This window comes from Kitasatospora sp. CB02891 (assembly GCF_002803145.1).
Lineage (GTDB): Bacteria > Actinomycetota > Actinomycetes > Streptomycetales > Streptomycetaceae > Kitasatospora > Kitasatospora griseola.
Window position 1 is genome coordinate 337,948 of sequence record NZ_NNBO01000005.1, and the last position, 15,823, is coordinate 353,770.

General features: G+C 76.4%; 2 protein-coding genes. Both read left to right on the forward strand.

What is annotated here, in order from left to right:
• The first annotated feature begins 62 nt into the window (after nt 1-62).
• Nucleotides 63-1,307 (forward strand): 5-aminolevulinate synthase, encoded by a 1,245-nt coding sequence (gene hemA / locus CG736_RS14570; RefSeq protein ID WP_100586629.1) that lies wholly within the window; start codon nt 63-65, stop codon nt 1,305-1,307.
• Between the two features lie 252 nt (nt 1,308-1,559).
• Nucleotides 1,560-15,809 carry a type I polyketide synthase gene (locus CG736_RS14575; RefSeq protein ID WP_100586739.1) on the forward strand — a complete coding sequence of 4,750 codons (14,250 nt, stop codon included), beginning with the start codon at nt 1,560-1,562 and terminating at the stop codon, nt 15,807-15,809.
• Nucleotides 15,810-15,823: the final 14 nt, after the last annotated feature.

Genomic DNA, 15,823 nt, shown 5'->3' on the forward strand with positions numbered 1-15,823 from the left:
AGACAATTTCCTCCGCCGGTCCGGGCCCCGCATCGGTGCAGCCTTCGGAGAAAAGGGTCGTCATGAACCAATACCTGGAGCTCTTCTCGCTGCGCATGGCGGAAGGCGGATCGCCGAAGGCGAAACGGGAGTTCCTGGAGATCGGCCGGCTCGCCGGGAAATTCCCGGCGGCCCGGAGCCTGCGGGACGGGGTCACCTCCGAGATCAGCGTGTGGTGCAGCAACGACTACCTGGGAATGGGCCAGCACCCGCTGGTCCTGGCGGCGACCCGCGACGCCCTCGACGAGTACGGCGCGGGCTCGGGCGGCTCCAGGAACATCGGGGGGACCAACCACTACCACGTGCTGCTGGAGAACGAACTGGCGGATCTGCACGGCAAGGAGGACGCCCTTCTCTTCACCTCCGGGTACACCGCCAATGACGGAGCCCTCACGGTTCTCGCCGGCCGACCGGGGGACTGCGTCGTCTTCTCCGACGAGATGAACCACGCCTCGATCATCGACGGACTCCGCCACAGCGGCGCCGAGAAGCACATTTTCCGGCACAACGACACGGCGCACCTGGAAGAGCTGATATCCGCCGCCGATCCCGACCGGCCGAAGATGATCGTCATGGAGTCGGTCTACTCGATGGCGGGTGACGTCGCCCCGCTCGCCGAGATCGCCCGGATCGCCCGGAAGTACGGAGCGATGACCTTCCTCGACGAGGTCCACGCGGTCGGGATGTACGGGCCGGAGGGCGCCGGCATCGCCGCGAGCCTGGGCATCGCGGACCAGTTCACCGTCATCATGGGAACGCTCGCCAAGGGATTCGGCACCACCGGCGGGTACATCGCCGGTCCCGCCGAACTGGTCGACGCGGTGCGCGGCCTGTCCCGCTCCTTCATCTTCACCACCGCCCTGCCGCCGGCGGTGGTGGCGGGCGCGCTCGCCGCGGTCCGGCACCTGCGCGGTTCGGACGAGGAGCGCGACCGGCTCCACGCGAACGCGCGGCTGGCGCACCGGCTGCTCACGGAGCACGGCATCCCGTTCGTCTCCGACGGCTCCCACATCGTCTCGATCTTCGTCGGGGACGACGCGCTCGCCCGGCGGATCTCCGCCCTGCTGCTGGAACGCCACGGCATCTACGTGCAGGCGATCAACGCGCCGAGCGTGCGCGCGGGACAGGAGATCCTCCGGAGCGCGCCCGGCGCCGTCCACCAGCCCGCGCAGGTCGAGGCGTTCGTCGCGGCACTGGACGGGATCTGGCGGGAACTGGGGGTGCCGCGCACCCGGAACCCGCAGCAGTCCGGCCGAACGGACGGCTGACCCGCTCCACGGGTGCGCGAGCGGCTCTCCCGCCGCTCCGCGCCCCACCTGCTCCCCCCTGCCCGCGTCGTGTCGCGGCCTGCGCTATCGGGCCGCTATGCGGCGTAGGAAAGATCGACGTCGCGGGTCCGGTGGCGGTTCACACCGGGCCTGACGAAGGCGTCCCGGTCGGCGCGCGACCCGCGAGTGCGGGCGCCCGCCACGGTTCGGCGACCGGTGGTCCCGCTCGCCGTGAAGGAGTCCGAAGACACGATGGCGCACCCCGACGGTACGGAAGCACCGCTGCTGTGGACACTGGCCGGCAGCGGCAGGGAGTCGCTGGCGGCCGGCGCCCGCGGCCTGCACGGGTACCTGGCCGGTCGTGACGACTGGAGCCCCCAGGACATCGCGCTGACCCTCGCCCGCACCGCCTCCGAGGGGAGCCGGCGGGCGGCACTGGTGGCCGACGACCGGGACGGGTTCCTGCGGCGGCTGGACGCGCTCGCCGACGGCCGGAGCATGCCGGGCCTGGTGGAGGGCACCGCCGGCGCGGGCCGCCGGGTCGCCTTCGTGTTTCCCGGACAGGGCGCCCAGTGGCCCCGGATGGCGGTGGACCTGCTGGACACCTCCGCGGTGTTCCGCGACCGGATGGACGCGTGCGCGCAGGCCCTGGAACCGTTCGTCGACTGGTCGCCGATCGACGTGCTCCGCGACCCGGACGCGCCGGGCGCGCCCGCCGGGGACCGGGCCGACGTGGTGCAGCCCCTGCTGTTCGCCGTCACGGTGTCGCTCGCCGAGCTGTGGCGCTCCCACGGCGTCGAACCGGCCGCCGTGCTCGGGCACAGCGTCGGCGAGGTCACCGCCGCCGCGGTCAGCGGCGCGCTGTCCCTGGACGACTCCGCGCGGGTGGTCGCCCTGTGGAGCCAGGCCCAGGCGACCCTGGCCGGCCAGGGCGACATGGTCTCCGTCATGGCCCCGGCCGACGAGATCGAGCCGCGGCTGCGCCGCTGGGACGGCCGCCTCGTCGTCGCGGCGCACAACGGCCCGCGGTCCGTGATCGTCTCCGGCGACCGCGACGCCGCGGCCGAACTCCTCGCCGAGCTGGCCGCGGACGCGGTGCACGCCCGGCGGATCGCGGTGGGCCTGGCCGCCCACTCGCCCCACATCGACGCGATCGTCCCCCGGATGCGCGCCGACCTCGCACCGATCCGGCCCCGCACCCCGCGGCTGCCCTACTACTCCGGACTGACCGGCGGACGACTGGACGCCCCGGTCCTGGACGCCGACTACTGGTGCCGCAACCTGCGCAACACGGTCAGGTTCCACCAGGCGGCCGACGCCCTGCTGCGGGACGGGTACGGCGTCCTGCTGGAGGTCAGCCCGCACACCGTGCTGACCTCCGCCCTCACGGACTGCGCGGAGGAACACGGCGCGCAGGCCGCCGTCCTCGGAACGCTGCGCCGGGACCAGGGCGGCCGGGGCCGGTTCCTGGCCTCGCTCGGCGACCTGTACGTGTGCGGCGCCGCCCCGGAACGGGAAGTGCCGTCCGCCGGGCAGCACGCCCCGATGCCGGAACTGCCGGCAGCCGTCCTGGCGGCGCTCGCGGAGCCCGGCCCGGCGGACACGGACGGGCCGGACGGCGCGGGCGCTGCGGGCGACGGCCGGGAGGCCGGCGGCGCACTCCGCGCGGAGCTGGCCGCAATGGGCGCCCCGGAACGGCTCGCCGCGCTGGCACGGCTGGTGGACGAGGAGATCGCCGCGGTGACCGGGCGGTCCGAACCGGTCCCCGCCGACCTGGCCTTCCTCGACCTGGGATTCGACTCCGTCACCGCCGTGGAGCTGCGCAACCGGCTGAGCGCGGCGACGGCGCTGCGCATCCCGGCGACAGCCGTCTTCGACTGCCCGACCCCGGCGACCCTCGCCGCGTACCTCTCCGACCGGATCGGCGGCGACCGGCCGGACGGGAACCCGGGCGCGGACCGGCAGGTGCCGCGGGCCGCGGACGACGACCCCGTGGTGATCGTCGGCATGGGCTGCCGCTACCCCGGCGGGGTCGACAGCCCCGACGAACTCTGGGAGCTGGTGTCGGAGGGCGTCGACGCCGTCTCCGCGCTGCCCGACGACCGCGGCTGGGACACCGCCGGACGCTACGACCCCGCACCCGGCACACCGGGCCGGTACTACCAGCGGGAGGCGGGCTCGCTCGCCGGCGCGGCCGAGTTCGACGCCGAGTTCTTCGGGATCTCGCCGCGCGAGGCGGCCGCGATGGACCCGCAGCAGCGGCTGCTGCTGGAGACCACCTGGGAGGCGCTGGAACGGGCCGGGATCGACCCGTCCACCCTGCGGCGGACCCCGACGGGCGTCTACGTGGGCGCGATGACCATGGACTACGGCCCCTCCCTGGAACAGGGCGCCGACGAAGGCGGCCACCTGCTGACCGGCAACACCGGGAGCGTCGCGTCGGGCCGCCTGGCCTACACCCTCGGTCTGGAGGGGGCGGCGGTGACCGTGGACACGGCCTGCTCGTCCTCGCTGGTGGCCCTGCACCTCGCGGTCCGGGCGCTGCGGTCCGGCGAGTGCTCGCTGGCCCTGGCCGGCGGCGCGACCGTGATGTCCACGGTCGGCATGCTCGTGGAGTTCAGCCGGCAGGGCGGGCTGGCCCCGGACGGCCGCTGCAAGGCGTTCGCCGCGGCCGCCGACGGCTTCGGCCTGGCCGAGGGCGTGGGCATGCTGCTGCTGGAGCGGCTGTCGGACGCGCGGCGCAACGGGCACCCGGTACTGGCCGTCATCCGCGGTTCGGCGGTGAACCAGGACGGTGCCAGCAACGGCCTGACGGCGCCGAACGGTCCGTCGCAGCAGCGGGTGATCCGGGCGGCGCTGGCGGACGCGGGGCTGACCGCGTCCGAGGTGGACGTGGTGGAGGCGCACGGTACGGGGACGCGGTTGGGCGACCCGATCGAGGCGCAGGCGCTGCTGGCCACGTACGGGCAGGACCGGCCTGCGGACCGTCCGGTGTGGATCGGCTCGCTGAAGTCGAACATCGGCCACGCGCAAGCCGCGGCGGGTGTGGCGGGCGTCATCAAGTCGGTGCTGGCGATGCGGCACGGCGTGATGCCCAGGACGTTGCACGTGGACGGTCCGACGCCGGAGGTGGACTGGTCGGCGGGCGCGGGCCGGTTGCTGACGGAGGCTCGGGCGTGGGACGACGCGGGTCGTCCGCGCCGGGTGGGCGTGTCCGCCTTCGGCATCAGCGGGACCAACGCCCACATGATCCTGGAGTCCGTGCCGGCCGAGGCGGTGGAGAGCGCTCCGCGCCCCGGGACGGTGGTGTGGCCGGTGTCGGCGCGCAGCGCCGAGGCACTGCGCGCGCAGGCGGAGGCGTTGGCGGCGCGGGTGGCGGCGGAGCCCGGGCTCGACGCGGCGGACGTGGGTCATTCGCTGGCGGTGGGTCGTGCGTCCTTCGAGCACCGTGCGGTGGTCGTGGGCGGCGATCGGAGTGAACTGCTCGACGGCGTGCAGGCGCTGGCGCAGGGTGCCGCGGTGTCCGGCGGCGGGCTGGTTTCCGGCCGGGTGGCGCTGGTGTTCCCGGGTCAGGGTTCGCAGTGGGTCGGGATGGCCGTGGAGCTGCTGGGCGAGTCGGAGGTGTTCGCGGCGCGGATGGCGGAGTGCGAGCGGGCGCTGGCGCCGTACACCGACTGGTCGTTGGCGGAGGCGTTGGGTTCGGAGGCGCTGCTGGCTCGGGTCGACGTGGTGCAGCCGGTGCTGTGGGCCGTGATGGTGTCGCTGGCGGAGGTGTGGCGCTCGTTCGGTGTGGCGGTCGACGCCGTGGTGGGCCACTCGCAGGGCGAGGTTGCCGCGGCGTGTGTGGCGGGCGGCTTGAGTCTGGAGGACGGGGCGCGGGTGGTGGCGCTGCGTTCCCGTGCGGTCGGGGCGCTGGCCGGTCGTGGCGGCATGGCGTCGGTGCCGTTGCCGGTGGACGTGGTGCGGGAACGCCTGGGTCGCCTTTCGGTGGCGGCGGTGAACGGTCCGTCGTCGACGGTGGTGTCGGGTGACGCGGACGCGGTGGCGGAGTTCGTCGACGCGTTGGTCGCGGAGGGAGTGCGGGCGCGTCTGATCGAGGTCGACTACGCGTCGCACTCCGTGCACGTGGAAGAGGTCCGCGAGCGCCTGCTCGCCGACCTGGACGGCATCGTGCCGCTGTCCGGTGCGGTGCCGTTCTATTCGAGCGTCACGGGTGGCCTGGTGGACACGAAGTCCCTGGACGCCGAGTACTGGTACCGGAACCTGCGGGAGACCGTCGAGTTCGAGCAGGCGACCCGCGCGCTCCTCGCGGCCGGGCACCGCATCTTCATCGAGTCCAGCCCGCACCCGGTGTTGTCGGTGGCGGTGGGGGAGTCGGTGGAGGCCGCAGGCGTGGACGCGGCGGTGCTGGGAACGCTGCGCCGCGGTGAGGGCGGCCCGGCGCAGGTGCTGCGTGCGGTGGGCCGTGGCTGGGAGCGCGGGCTGAGGGTGGACTGGTCGGGGGCGTTCCCGGGCGCTCGGCGGGTCGAGTTGCCGACGTACGCCTTCCAGCGCACCCGCTACTGGCTGACGGCCCCCGCCGCCGTCCCGGCCGCCCCCGCCGAGGACCGCTGGGAGGACCTGGAACTGCAGGACCCCGCCCGGCTCGCCGAGATCCTCGGGGTCGGCCGTGCCGCCCTGGACGAAGTCTTGCCCGCGCTGGCGACCTGGCGCTCCGTCAGGACCCGTGAACGGAAGGCGGAATCCTGGCGCTACCACGTCGCCTGGGCGCCCCTGTCGGTCACGCCGGCGGACGGCCTCCCCGGCCGCTGGCTCGCCCTGCGTCCCGAGGGCGGCGACGCGGCAGCCGTCCTGGACGCCCTCGGCGAGGCCGGGGCCGACCTCCTCCCGTGCGTCGTCGCCGATCCGGGCGCGACCCGCGAACAGCTGGCCGCCCTGCTCACGGAGACCGCCGGGGAGCAGCCGATCGCCGGCGTGCTGTCCCTGCTGTCCTGGGAGGAGCGACCCCACCCCGAACACCCCGACCTGCCCGGTGGTCCGGCGCTGACCCTCGCGCTGGCCCAGGCAGTCGAGGACGCGGGCATCCGGGCCCGGCTCTGGATGCTGACGAAGGGAACGGCGGTCCTGGGCGGCGCGGAGCGGCCCGGACACGTCGGTCAGGCCGCCTCCGCCGCCCTGGGCCGGACGCTGGCCCTGGAGCACCCGCACCGCCGGGGCGGTCTGGTCGACCTGCCCGAGGTGCTGGACGCACGGGCCGCCCGCCGCCTGTGCGCGGTGCTCGCGGGAGCCGCGGCCGACGAGGAACAGGTGGCGGTGCGCTCCACCGGGGTCCACGGACGCCGGCTCCGGCCCGCGCCGGCCGGGTCGCCGAAGGACCACGCGGGCGGCCCGGACGTCCGGTGGCGGGGCACGGTCCTCGTCACCGGTGGCACCGGCGGCGTCGGCTCGCACACGGCGCGCTGGCTCGCGGGCCAGGGTGCGGAGCGGCTGCTGCTGGTCAGCCGGCGCGGCGCCGACGCCCCCGGTACGGACGAGCTGCGGGCGGAACTGACGGCGCTGGGCGCCGAAGTCGCCTTTGCGGCGTGCGACGTCGCCGACCCGGCCGCCTTGGCGGCGCTGGTCGCCGACATCCCGGCGCGGTACCCGCTGTCCGCCGTCATCCACGCGGCGGGCGTCCTCGACGACGGTGTGCTCGACGCGCTGGACCCCGCGCGGCTCGCCGTGGTGCTGCGCGCCAAGCTGACCGCCGCCCGGAACCTGCACGAGGCCACCGCGGGCCTCGACCTGTCGGCCTTCGTGGTGTTCTCGTCCGTGATGGGCGTCGTGGGCAATGCCGGGCAGGGGAACTACGCGGCCGCCAACGCGGCCGTCGACGCACTCGTCGCCGCCCGTCGGGCCGCCGGGCTGCCCGGCACGTCCGTGGCCTGGGGCGCCTGGGCCGGGCCGGGCATGCTGGCGGACGAGGTGGCCGGCCGGCTGCGGGACCTCGGCCTGCCGGTGATGGAGCCCGAGACGGCCGTCACCGCGATCGGCCGGGCACTGGAGGCGGACGACACGCTGGTCGTGGTCGCCGACGTCGACTGGAAGCGCTTCACCGCGGGCATCGGCCTGCGCTCCGCCGCCCTGCTCGACGGGATGCCGGACCCGGCCGCCGCGCGGCCCGCCCCGGACACCGCCGCACCCTCGGCGGCCCGGGAGGGCGACGGCGCCGCCGACACCCTGCGGCAGCGGATCGCCGTACTGCCGCGCCACGAGGACCGGGTCGGGACCCTCACCGACCTGGTGCGCACCCACGCGGCGACGGTCCTGCGCCACCCCGACGTCGACACGGTCCAGCCCGGAAAGGCGTTCTCCGCACTCGGCTTCGACTCCCTGATGGCGGTGGAGCTGCGCAACCGGCTCGCCGCCGTCACCGGGCTGGCCCTGCCCGCCACCGTCCTCTTCGACCACCCCACCCCGTCGGCACTGGCCGGCCGGCTGCTCGCGGAGCTGGACCTGGATCCGGACCTGCCGGACGCGGCGAGCGGCGCCGTGGAGTCCGCCGACCCCGTCGGCAACGAGCCGATCGCGATCGTCGGCATGGGCTGCCGCTTCCCCGGCGGGGTCGCCCGGCCCGAGGACTTCTGGCAGCTGCTCGCCGAGGGCACCGACGCCGTCGGGGACTGGCCGTCGAACCGGGGCTGGGACACCGAGGGGCTGTACGACCCGGACCCCGAGCGGCCCGGCACCACGTACACCCGGCAGGGCGGCTTCCTGCACGACGCGGCCGACTTCGACGCCGAGTTCTTCGGCATCTCGCCGCGCGAGGCCCTCGCCATGGACCCGCAGCAGCGGCTGCTGCTGGAGACCGCCTGGGAGGCGGTCGAGGGCGCCGGGCAGGATCCGACCGCGCTGAAGGACCGGCCGGTCGGCGTCTACATCGGCACCAACGGCCAGGACTACTCCGCGCTGCTGGAGGGCGCCGAGGGAGTGTCCGAGGGCCATCTGCTGACCGGGAACACGGCCAGCGTGCTGTCGGGGCGGCTGTCCTACGTCCTCGGCCTCCAGGGGCCCTCGCTCACCGTCGACACCGCGTGCTCCTCGTCGCTGGTGGCACTGCACCTGGCCGTGCAGGCACTGCGGCGCGGCGACTGCGAGCAGGCCCTCGCGGGCGGGGTGACGGTGATGAGCACCCCGCGGCTGTTCGTGCAGTTCAGCCGTCAGCGCGGGCTCGCCGCCGACGGACGGTGCAAGGCGTTCTCGGCGGAGGCGGACGGCACGGGCTGGGGCGAGGGCGCCGGAGTGCTGCTGCTGGAGCGCCACAGCGACGCCCTGCGCCACGGCCACCCGGTGCTCGCGCTGATCAGCGGCACCGCCGTGAACCAGGACGGCGCCAGCAACGGGCTCGCCGCCCCCAACGGCCCGTCCCAGCAGCAGGTCATCCGCGCCGCCCTGGCCGACGCCGCGCTGCGCGCCGACCAGATCGACGCGATCGAGGCCCACGGCACCGGCACGAGGCTCGGCGACCCGATCGAGGCGCAGGCGCTCCAGGCCGTCCACGGACCGGAGCGCCCGGCGGACCGTCCGCTGTGGCTCGGCTCGGTGAAGTCGAACATCGGGCACACCCAGGCGGCGGCCGGGGTGGCCGGAGTGATGAAGATGGTGCTGGCCATCCGCCACGGCGAACTGCCCGGAACCCTGCACGCCGGGACGCCGAACCCGCACGTCGACTGGTCCGACGGCGGCATCCGCCTGCTCACCGCGCACACCCCGTGGCCGGAGACCGGGAGCCCGCGCCGGGCGGGCGTGTCGTCGTTCGGCATCAGCGGCACCAACGCGCACGTGATCGTCGAGCAGGCGCCCGCCATCGCGGTCGTGCCCGCCCTCGACCGGACCGACACCCCGGCCGTGCCCGCCGCGGGAACCGCCGCCGTCCCCGCCACCGCCACGATGGCCCTCGCCGCGGACACCGCCACCCCCACCGCCCGCCGGACCGGCCCGCCCGTGCCGCTGCTGCTCTCGGCCAGGACGCCGGAGGCCCTGCGGGCCCAGGCCGGCCGACTGGTGGGCCGCCTCGACGCCGACCCGGACGTCGAACTGGTGGACGTCGCCTACTCGCTCGCCACCGGACGGGCCCCGTTCGAACACCGGGCCGCCGTCCTGGGACGGGACCGGGCGTCCGTCCGGCGCTCGCTCACCGCGCTCGCGCGCGGCACGACGGCGGGCCGACTGCTCACCGGCGGCGCGGTGCGCTCCGGCCGGACCGCGTTCCTCTTCCCGGGACAGGGCAGCCAGCGGGCCGGCGCCGGTGCGGAGCTCTACCGCGAGGACCCGGTGTTCGCCGACGCCCTCGACGAGGTGCTGACCGGCCTGGACCCGCACCTCGACCTGAGCCTGCGGGACCTCCTGTTCGCCGAGCCCGGAACCCCCGATGCGGAGCTCCTCGACCGCACCCGGTACACCCAGCCCGCGCTGTTTGCCCTGGAGACGGCGCTGTTCCGGCTCGTGCGGCACTGGGGCGTGCGGCCCGACCTGCTGATGGGGCACTCCGTCGGCGAGCTCGCCGCCGCCCACGCGGCGGGCGTGCTGGACCTGCCCGACGCCTGCGCGCTGGTGACGGCCCGGGGCCGGCTGATGGACGAACTGCCCGGGGGCGGGGCGATGGTGGCGGTGGAGGCCGGCGAGGAGGAAGTGCGCCGGGCCCTGGTGGACGAGGACCGGGACGCGGTGGACATCGCCGCCGTCAACGGGCCCGACTCCGTGGTCCTGTCCGGCGACGAGGACGCGGTGCGGCGCCTGGCCGAGACGTTCCGTTCGCGCGGCCGGCGCACCCGGCGCCTGAGCGTGAGCCACGCCTTCCACTCCGCCCGGATGGACGGGATGCTCGACGCCTTCCGGGACGTGGCCGAGTCGCTGACCTACCACGCGCCCGGCATCGAGATCGTCTCCAACCTGACCGGGCGCACGGCCACGGCCGCGGAACTCCGCTCCCCCGACCACTGGGTGCGGCACGCCCGGGGCACCGTGCGGTTCCTGGAAGGGGCCCGCCGACTGCGGGCCGAGGGCGCGACGACCTACCTCGAACTCGGACCGGGCGGCGTGCTGTCCGGCATGCTCCACGCCTGCCTCCCCGAACCCGACTCCGACTCCGCTCCCGACGGCCCCGCTCCCGCGCCCGGCGGCCCCGGCGCGGTGCCGCTGCTGCGCGGTGACCGCGGCGAGTCGGACGCGGTCCGCACCGCACTCGCCTCGCTGCACCTGCGCGGCGTGGCGGTGGACTGGTCGGCGGGCTGGAGCGGCGCCGACGTGCGGCGGGTCGACCTGCCCACCTACGCCTTCCAGCACCGGCGCTTCTGGCCGGACGCCGCGTCGGACCCGGCTCCCGTCTCCTGGCGCGCCCGCCGGGGGACCGCGGCCCCCGCCGGCCCGCACCGCTACCGCATCGCGTGGGAGCCGCTCGCCGCGCCCGCGGAGCCCCGCCTCGCCGGCCGCTGGCTGCTGGTCGTCCCGGACGGACCCGGCGCCGAGGACACCGCGCTCGCCTGCGAGCAGGCCCTCGCCGGACACGGTGCCGACGTGGTGGTGACCCGGGTCGGAGCCGCCGTCGAACGCGCCGAACTGGCCCGGCTGCTGCCGGAGTTCGGCGACCTGGAGGGCGTCCTGTCGCTGCTCGCCCTGGCCGAGGGGCCCCACCCGGGCCTGCGGACGCTGGACGCCGGCCTGACCGGGACCCTGCTGCTGCTCCAGGCCCTGGGCGAGAGCGGCATCGACGCACCCCTGTGGTGCGCCACCCGCGGCGCGGTTGCGGCCCACGGCACCGAGGAGGTCCGCCCCGAGCAGGCCCAGGTGTGGGGCCTGGGCCGGGTGGCGGCCCTGGAGCACCCGCTGCGCTGGGGCGGCCTGATCGACCTGCCGGAGCTGCTGAACGGGCCCGCGCTGGACGGGCTGTGCGCGGTGCTGGCCGGACCGGACGGCGAGGACCAGGTGGCCGTGCGCACGCCGGCGCTGCTGGGCCGCCGCCTCGTCCCCGCGCCGGAGCCCGCGGCACCCGCGCCCGCCCCGTGGACGCCGCGCGGCACCGTCCTGGTCACCGGCGGCACCGGCGGCCTCGGCGCCCAGGTGGCGCGCTGGCTCGCGGAGCGCGGCGCGGACCACCTGGTCCTGCTCGGCCGGCGGGGCCCCGAGGCCCCGGGGGCCGAAGCGCTGACCGACGCCCTGGCGGCGCTCGGCGCCCGGAGCACCCTGCTGGCCTGCGACGTCGCCGACCGCACCGCGCTGGAACGGGTCCTGGAGCGGCTGCACGCCGAGGGCGACACCGTGCGGGCCGTGGTGCACACCGCGGGACTCACCTCGGACACCGCGCTGATGGACTGCACGCCGGAGGAACTGGCCCTGCGGACGGCCGCCAAGACGCGCGGCGCGGCCCACCTCGACGCCCTGTTCGAAGGCCACCCGCTGGACGCCTTCGTGCTGTTCTCCTCGATCTCGGGCACCTGGGGCAGCGGCGGCCAGGGCGCGTACGCGGCGGCCAACGCCTACCTGGACGGCCTCGCCGCGGCGCGGCGCGGCCGGGGCCTGCCGGCGACCTCGGTGGCCTGGGGCCCCTGGGCCGGCGCGGGCATGGCCGAGGGCGCCGTCGGCGACGGCCTGCGCCGCCACGGGCTGGTGCCGATGGACCCCGCCGCGGCGCTCTCCGCGCTCGGCCTGGCGCTGACCCTGGACGAGGGCGAACCGGTCGTCGCCGAGCTGGACTGGAGCCGCTTCGCGCCCACCTTCGGCGCGGTCCGGGAGAGCGCGCTGCTGCGCGACCTGCCCGCCGCCGCCGAGTTCCGGGCGGTGGACGGCGGCCCCGCGGCCACGGACACCCCCGCCGAATCCGGGACCGGCACCGGCGGCGACCCGTCGTGGTCGCACCGGCTGCGCCGGCTGTCCGAGCCCGAGGGCCGCAGGCTGCTGACCGAACTGGTCCGGAGCGAGGCGGCCGCCGTACTGGGCCACGAGACGGCCGTCGGCCTCGCCGCCGACCGCCCGTTCCGCGAGGCGGGCTTCGACTCGCTCACCGCCGTCGAACTCCGCAACCGGCTGGTCGCGGCCACCGCCCTGCCGCTCGCGCTCACCTCCGTGTTCGACCATCCGACGGCGGCCGCCCTCGCTGCGCACCTGTTCGCCGGGCTGGGCGGCACGGAACCGGATGCCGACGACACGACCGGCACGACCGGGCCCGCGGCGGCCGACGAACCCCTGGCGATCGTCTCGATGGCCTGCCGGTTCCCGGGCGGCGTCCGCTCGCCCGAGGACCTGTGGCGGCTGGTGGCCGACGGAGTGGACGCGGTCGCCGCGCTGCCCGCCGACCGCGGCTGGCCGCTGGAGGACCTCTACGACCCGGACCCGCTGCACCCGGGCACCTTCTACACCACCGGCGGCGGATTCCTGGACGGAGCGGCCGAGTTCGACGCGGAGTTCTTCGGGATCTCCCCGCGCGAGGCCCTGGCCATGGACCCGCAGCAGCGGCTGCTGCTCGAAACCAGCTGGGAGGCCCTGGAGCGGGCCGGACTCGACCCCGCGTCGGTACGCGGCAGCGAGGGCGGCGTCTACGTCGGCGTCGCCGCCCAGGGCTACGGCACCGGCCCGCAGAACCCGTCCGACGAGGTCGAGGGGCACCTGCTCAGCGGCACGGTCACCAGCGTCGCCTCCGGCCGGGTCGCCTACACCCTCGGCCTCGGCGGCCCCGCCGTGACCGTGGAGACGGCCTGCTCGTCCTCGCTGGTGGCCCTGCACCTGGCCGGCCAGGCACTGCGCGCCGGCGACTGCTCGTTCGCCCTGGTCGGCGGCGCCGCGGTGATGGCGAGCCCGGACGTCTTCGTCGAGTTCAGCCGCCAGCAGGGCCTGTCGCCCGACGGCCGCTGCCGCTCCTTCGCCGAAGGGGCGAACGGCACGGGGTGGGGCGAAGGGGTGGGCGTCCTGCTCGTGGAACGCCTCTCCGACGCGCGCCGCCTCGGGCACCCGGTCCTCGCCCTGGTACGGAGCACCGCGGTGAACCAGGACGGCGCCAGCAACGGCCTCACCGCCCCGAGCGGCCCCGCGCAGCAGCGGGTGATCCGGGCCGCGCTGGCCACGGCGGGACTCTCCGGCGCCGAGGTCGACCTGGTCGAGGCGCACGGCACCGGCACCGTGCTCGGCGACCCCATCGAGGCGCAGGCCCTGCTGGCCACCTACGGCCAGGACCGGCCCGCCGACCGCCCGCTGTGGCTCGGGTCGCTGAAGTCCAACATCGGGCACACCCAGGCCGCCGCCGGCGTCGCCGGGGTCATCAAGACGGTGCTCGCCCTGCGGAACGGCGTGCTCCCCGGCACCCTGCACGCCCAGCAGGCGTCCAGCCGGGTGGACTGGTCGGCCGGCGCGGTCCGGCTGCTCGCGGACGCCCGCCCCTGGGAGGCCCCGGACGGGGGCCGGCCGCGGCGGGCCGGCGTCTCCGCGTTCGGCATGAGCGGCACCAACGCCCACGCCATCCTGGAGGAGGCGCCCGCCGCCGCCGACGGCCCGCCGCCCGGAGACACGGACGTCGAACCGGCCGAGGACACCGGAGCCACCGTTCCCTGGCTGCTCTCCGCCATGGCCCCCGCGGCCCTGCGCCGCCAGGCGCGCCGACTGGGCGAGCACCTGCGGGCCGACCCCGGTGCGGGCGCCGCCGCGGCCGCCCGGGCGCTCGCCACCACCCGCCCCGCCCTGCCCTTCCGGGCGGCCGCCACCGGCCGCGACCGCGCCGCGCTGCTCGGCTGGCTGGACGCCCTCGCGGCGGGAGAGCCCGCCCCCGACGCCGTGCAGGACCGGGCGCGCGGCGGCCGCACGGTCTTCGTCTTCCCCGGCCAGGGCTCGCAGTGGGCCGGCATGGCCGCGGCGGCGCTCGACGCCTCCGAGGCGTTCGCCGCCGCCGTCGCCGACTGCGAACGGGCGCTCGCCCCGCACACCGACTGGTCCCTGACCGAGGTGCTGCGCGGCGCGCCCGGCGCACCGACGCTCGACCGCGTGGACGTCGTCCAGCCGGTGCTCTTCGCCGTGATGGTCGCGCTGGCCGCGCACTGGCGCGACACCGGGGTCACCCCGGACGCGGTCGTCGGGCACAGCCAGGGCGAGATCGCCGCCGCCTGCGTCGCCGGAGCGCTGTCGCTCGACGACGCGGCCCTCGTGGTGGCGCTGCGCAGCCGGGCGCTGCTGAGGCTGGCGGGCCGCGGTGGCATGGTGTCGGTCGCCGCCTCCGCCGAGCGGACCGCGGGCCTGCTGCCCGCCGGCGGACGCGCCTGCGTGGCCGCCGTGAACGGCCCCGAGGCCGTGGTCGTCGCCGGCGAGCCCCAGGAACTGGCCGCCCTGCTCACGGCCTGTGAGCGGGAAGGCGTCCGGGCCAGGGCGATCCCGGTGGACTACGCGGCCCACTCGGCCCAGGTCGCCGAGATCGAGGACGAACTGCGCGAAGCCCTCGCCGGGATCCGCCCCCGCGCCTCGGCCGTCCCGCTCTACTCGACGGTGACCGGTGAACCCGTCGCCGGAGAGTCGCTCGACGCCGCCTACTGGTACCGCAACCTGCGCGAACCGGTCGACTTCGCCGGAGCGACCCGCACCCTGCTGGACGCGGGCCACACCCTGCTCGTCGAGGTCAGCCCGCACCCGGTGCTGCTCGCCGGGATCGAGGCGGTGGCCGCGGAGGCCGGGCGGGACGTGACGGCGGTCGGAACGCTGCGGCGCGGCGACGGCGGCCGGGACCGGCTGCTGGCCTCGCTGACCGAGGCGTGGGCGGCCGGCGCCGGTCCGACGGACTGGTCGCCCTGGACGGGGACCCCCGGGCCGGGCGGCCCGGCGCCCGTCCTGCTGCCGACGTACCCCTTCCATCGCGACCGGTACTGGCTGGCCACCCCGGGCCGAACGGCCGCCGCCACCACGGCGGGGCCGGCCGAGGAGGTCCCGGCGGCCGCGGTCGACGACGACGAGACCCCCGCCGTACGGCTGGCCGCCCGGCTGGCCCCGCTGGACCGGCGGGCCCGCCGGCAGGCGGTGCTCGACCTGGTCGTCCGGCACGCGGCCGCGGTCCTCGGCCATCCCGGGACCGGGCCGGTGCGCCCGGAACGCGCCTTCGCCGAGGTCGGCTTCGACTCGATGCTCGCGGTGCGGTTCAGGAACGCGCTGTGCGAGGCGACCGGGCTGGCCGTCCCGCCGACGGCCGTCTTCGACCACCCGACACCCGAGGCGCTCGCCGCCTACCTGGACGCGGAGCTGTCCGCCGCGCCCGAGCCGCCCTCGCCGCTGCTGGTCGAGCTGGACCGGCTGGCCGCGCTCCTCACGGCCGCCCCACCGGGAGCGGCCGACAACGACGGGGTCGGCGAACGACTGGACGAACTGCTGCGCGGCTGGCGCCGCCGCACCGGCGAGGCACCGCCGCCAGGACCGGTGGACGACACGGCCACAGCGATGGAGACGGCGACAGCGGACGAGCTGTTCGCCCTGATCGACAACGACTTCGGGAACGTCTGAGAGAGAGCTGGCAC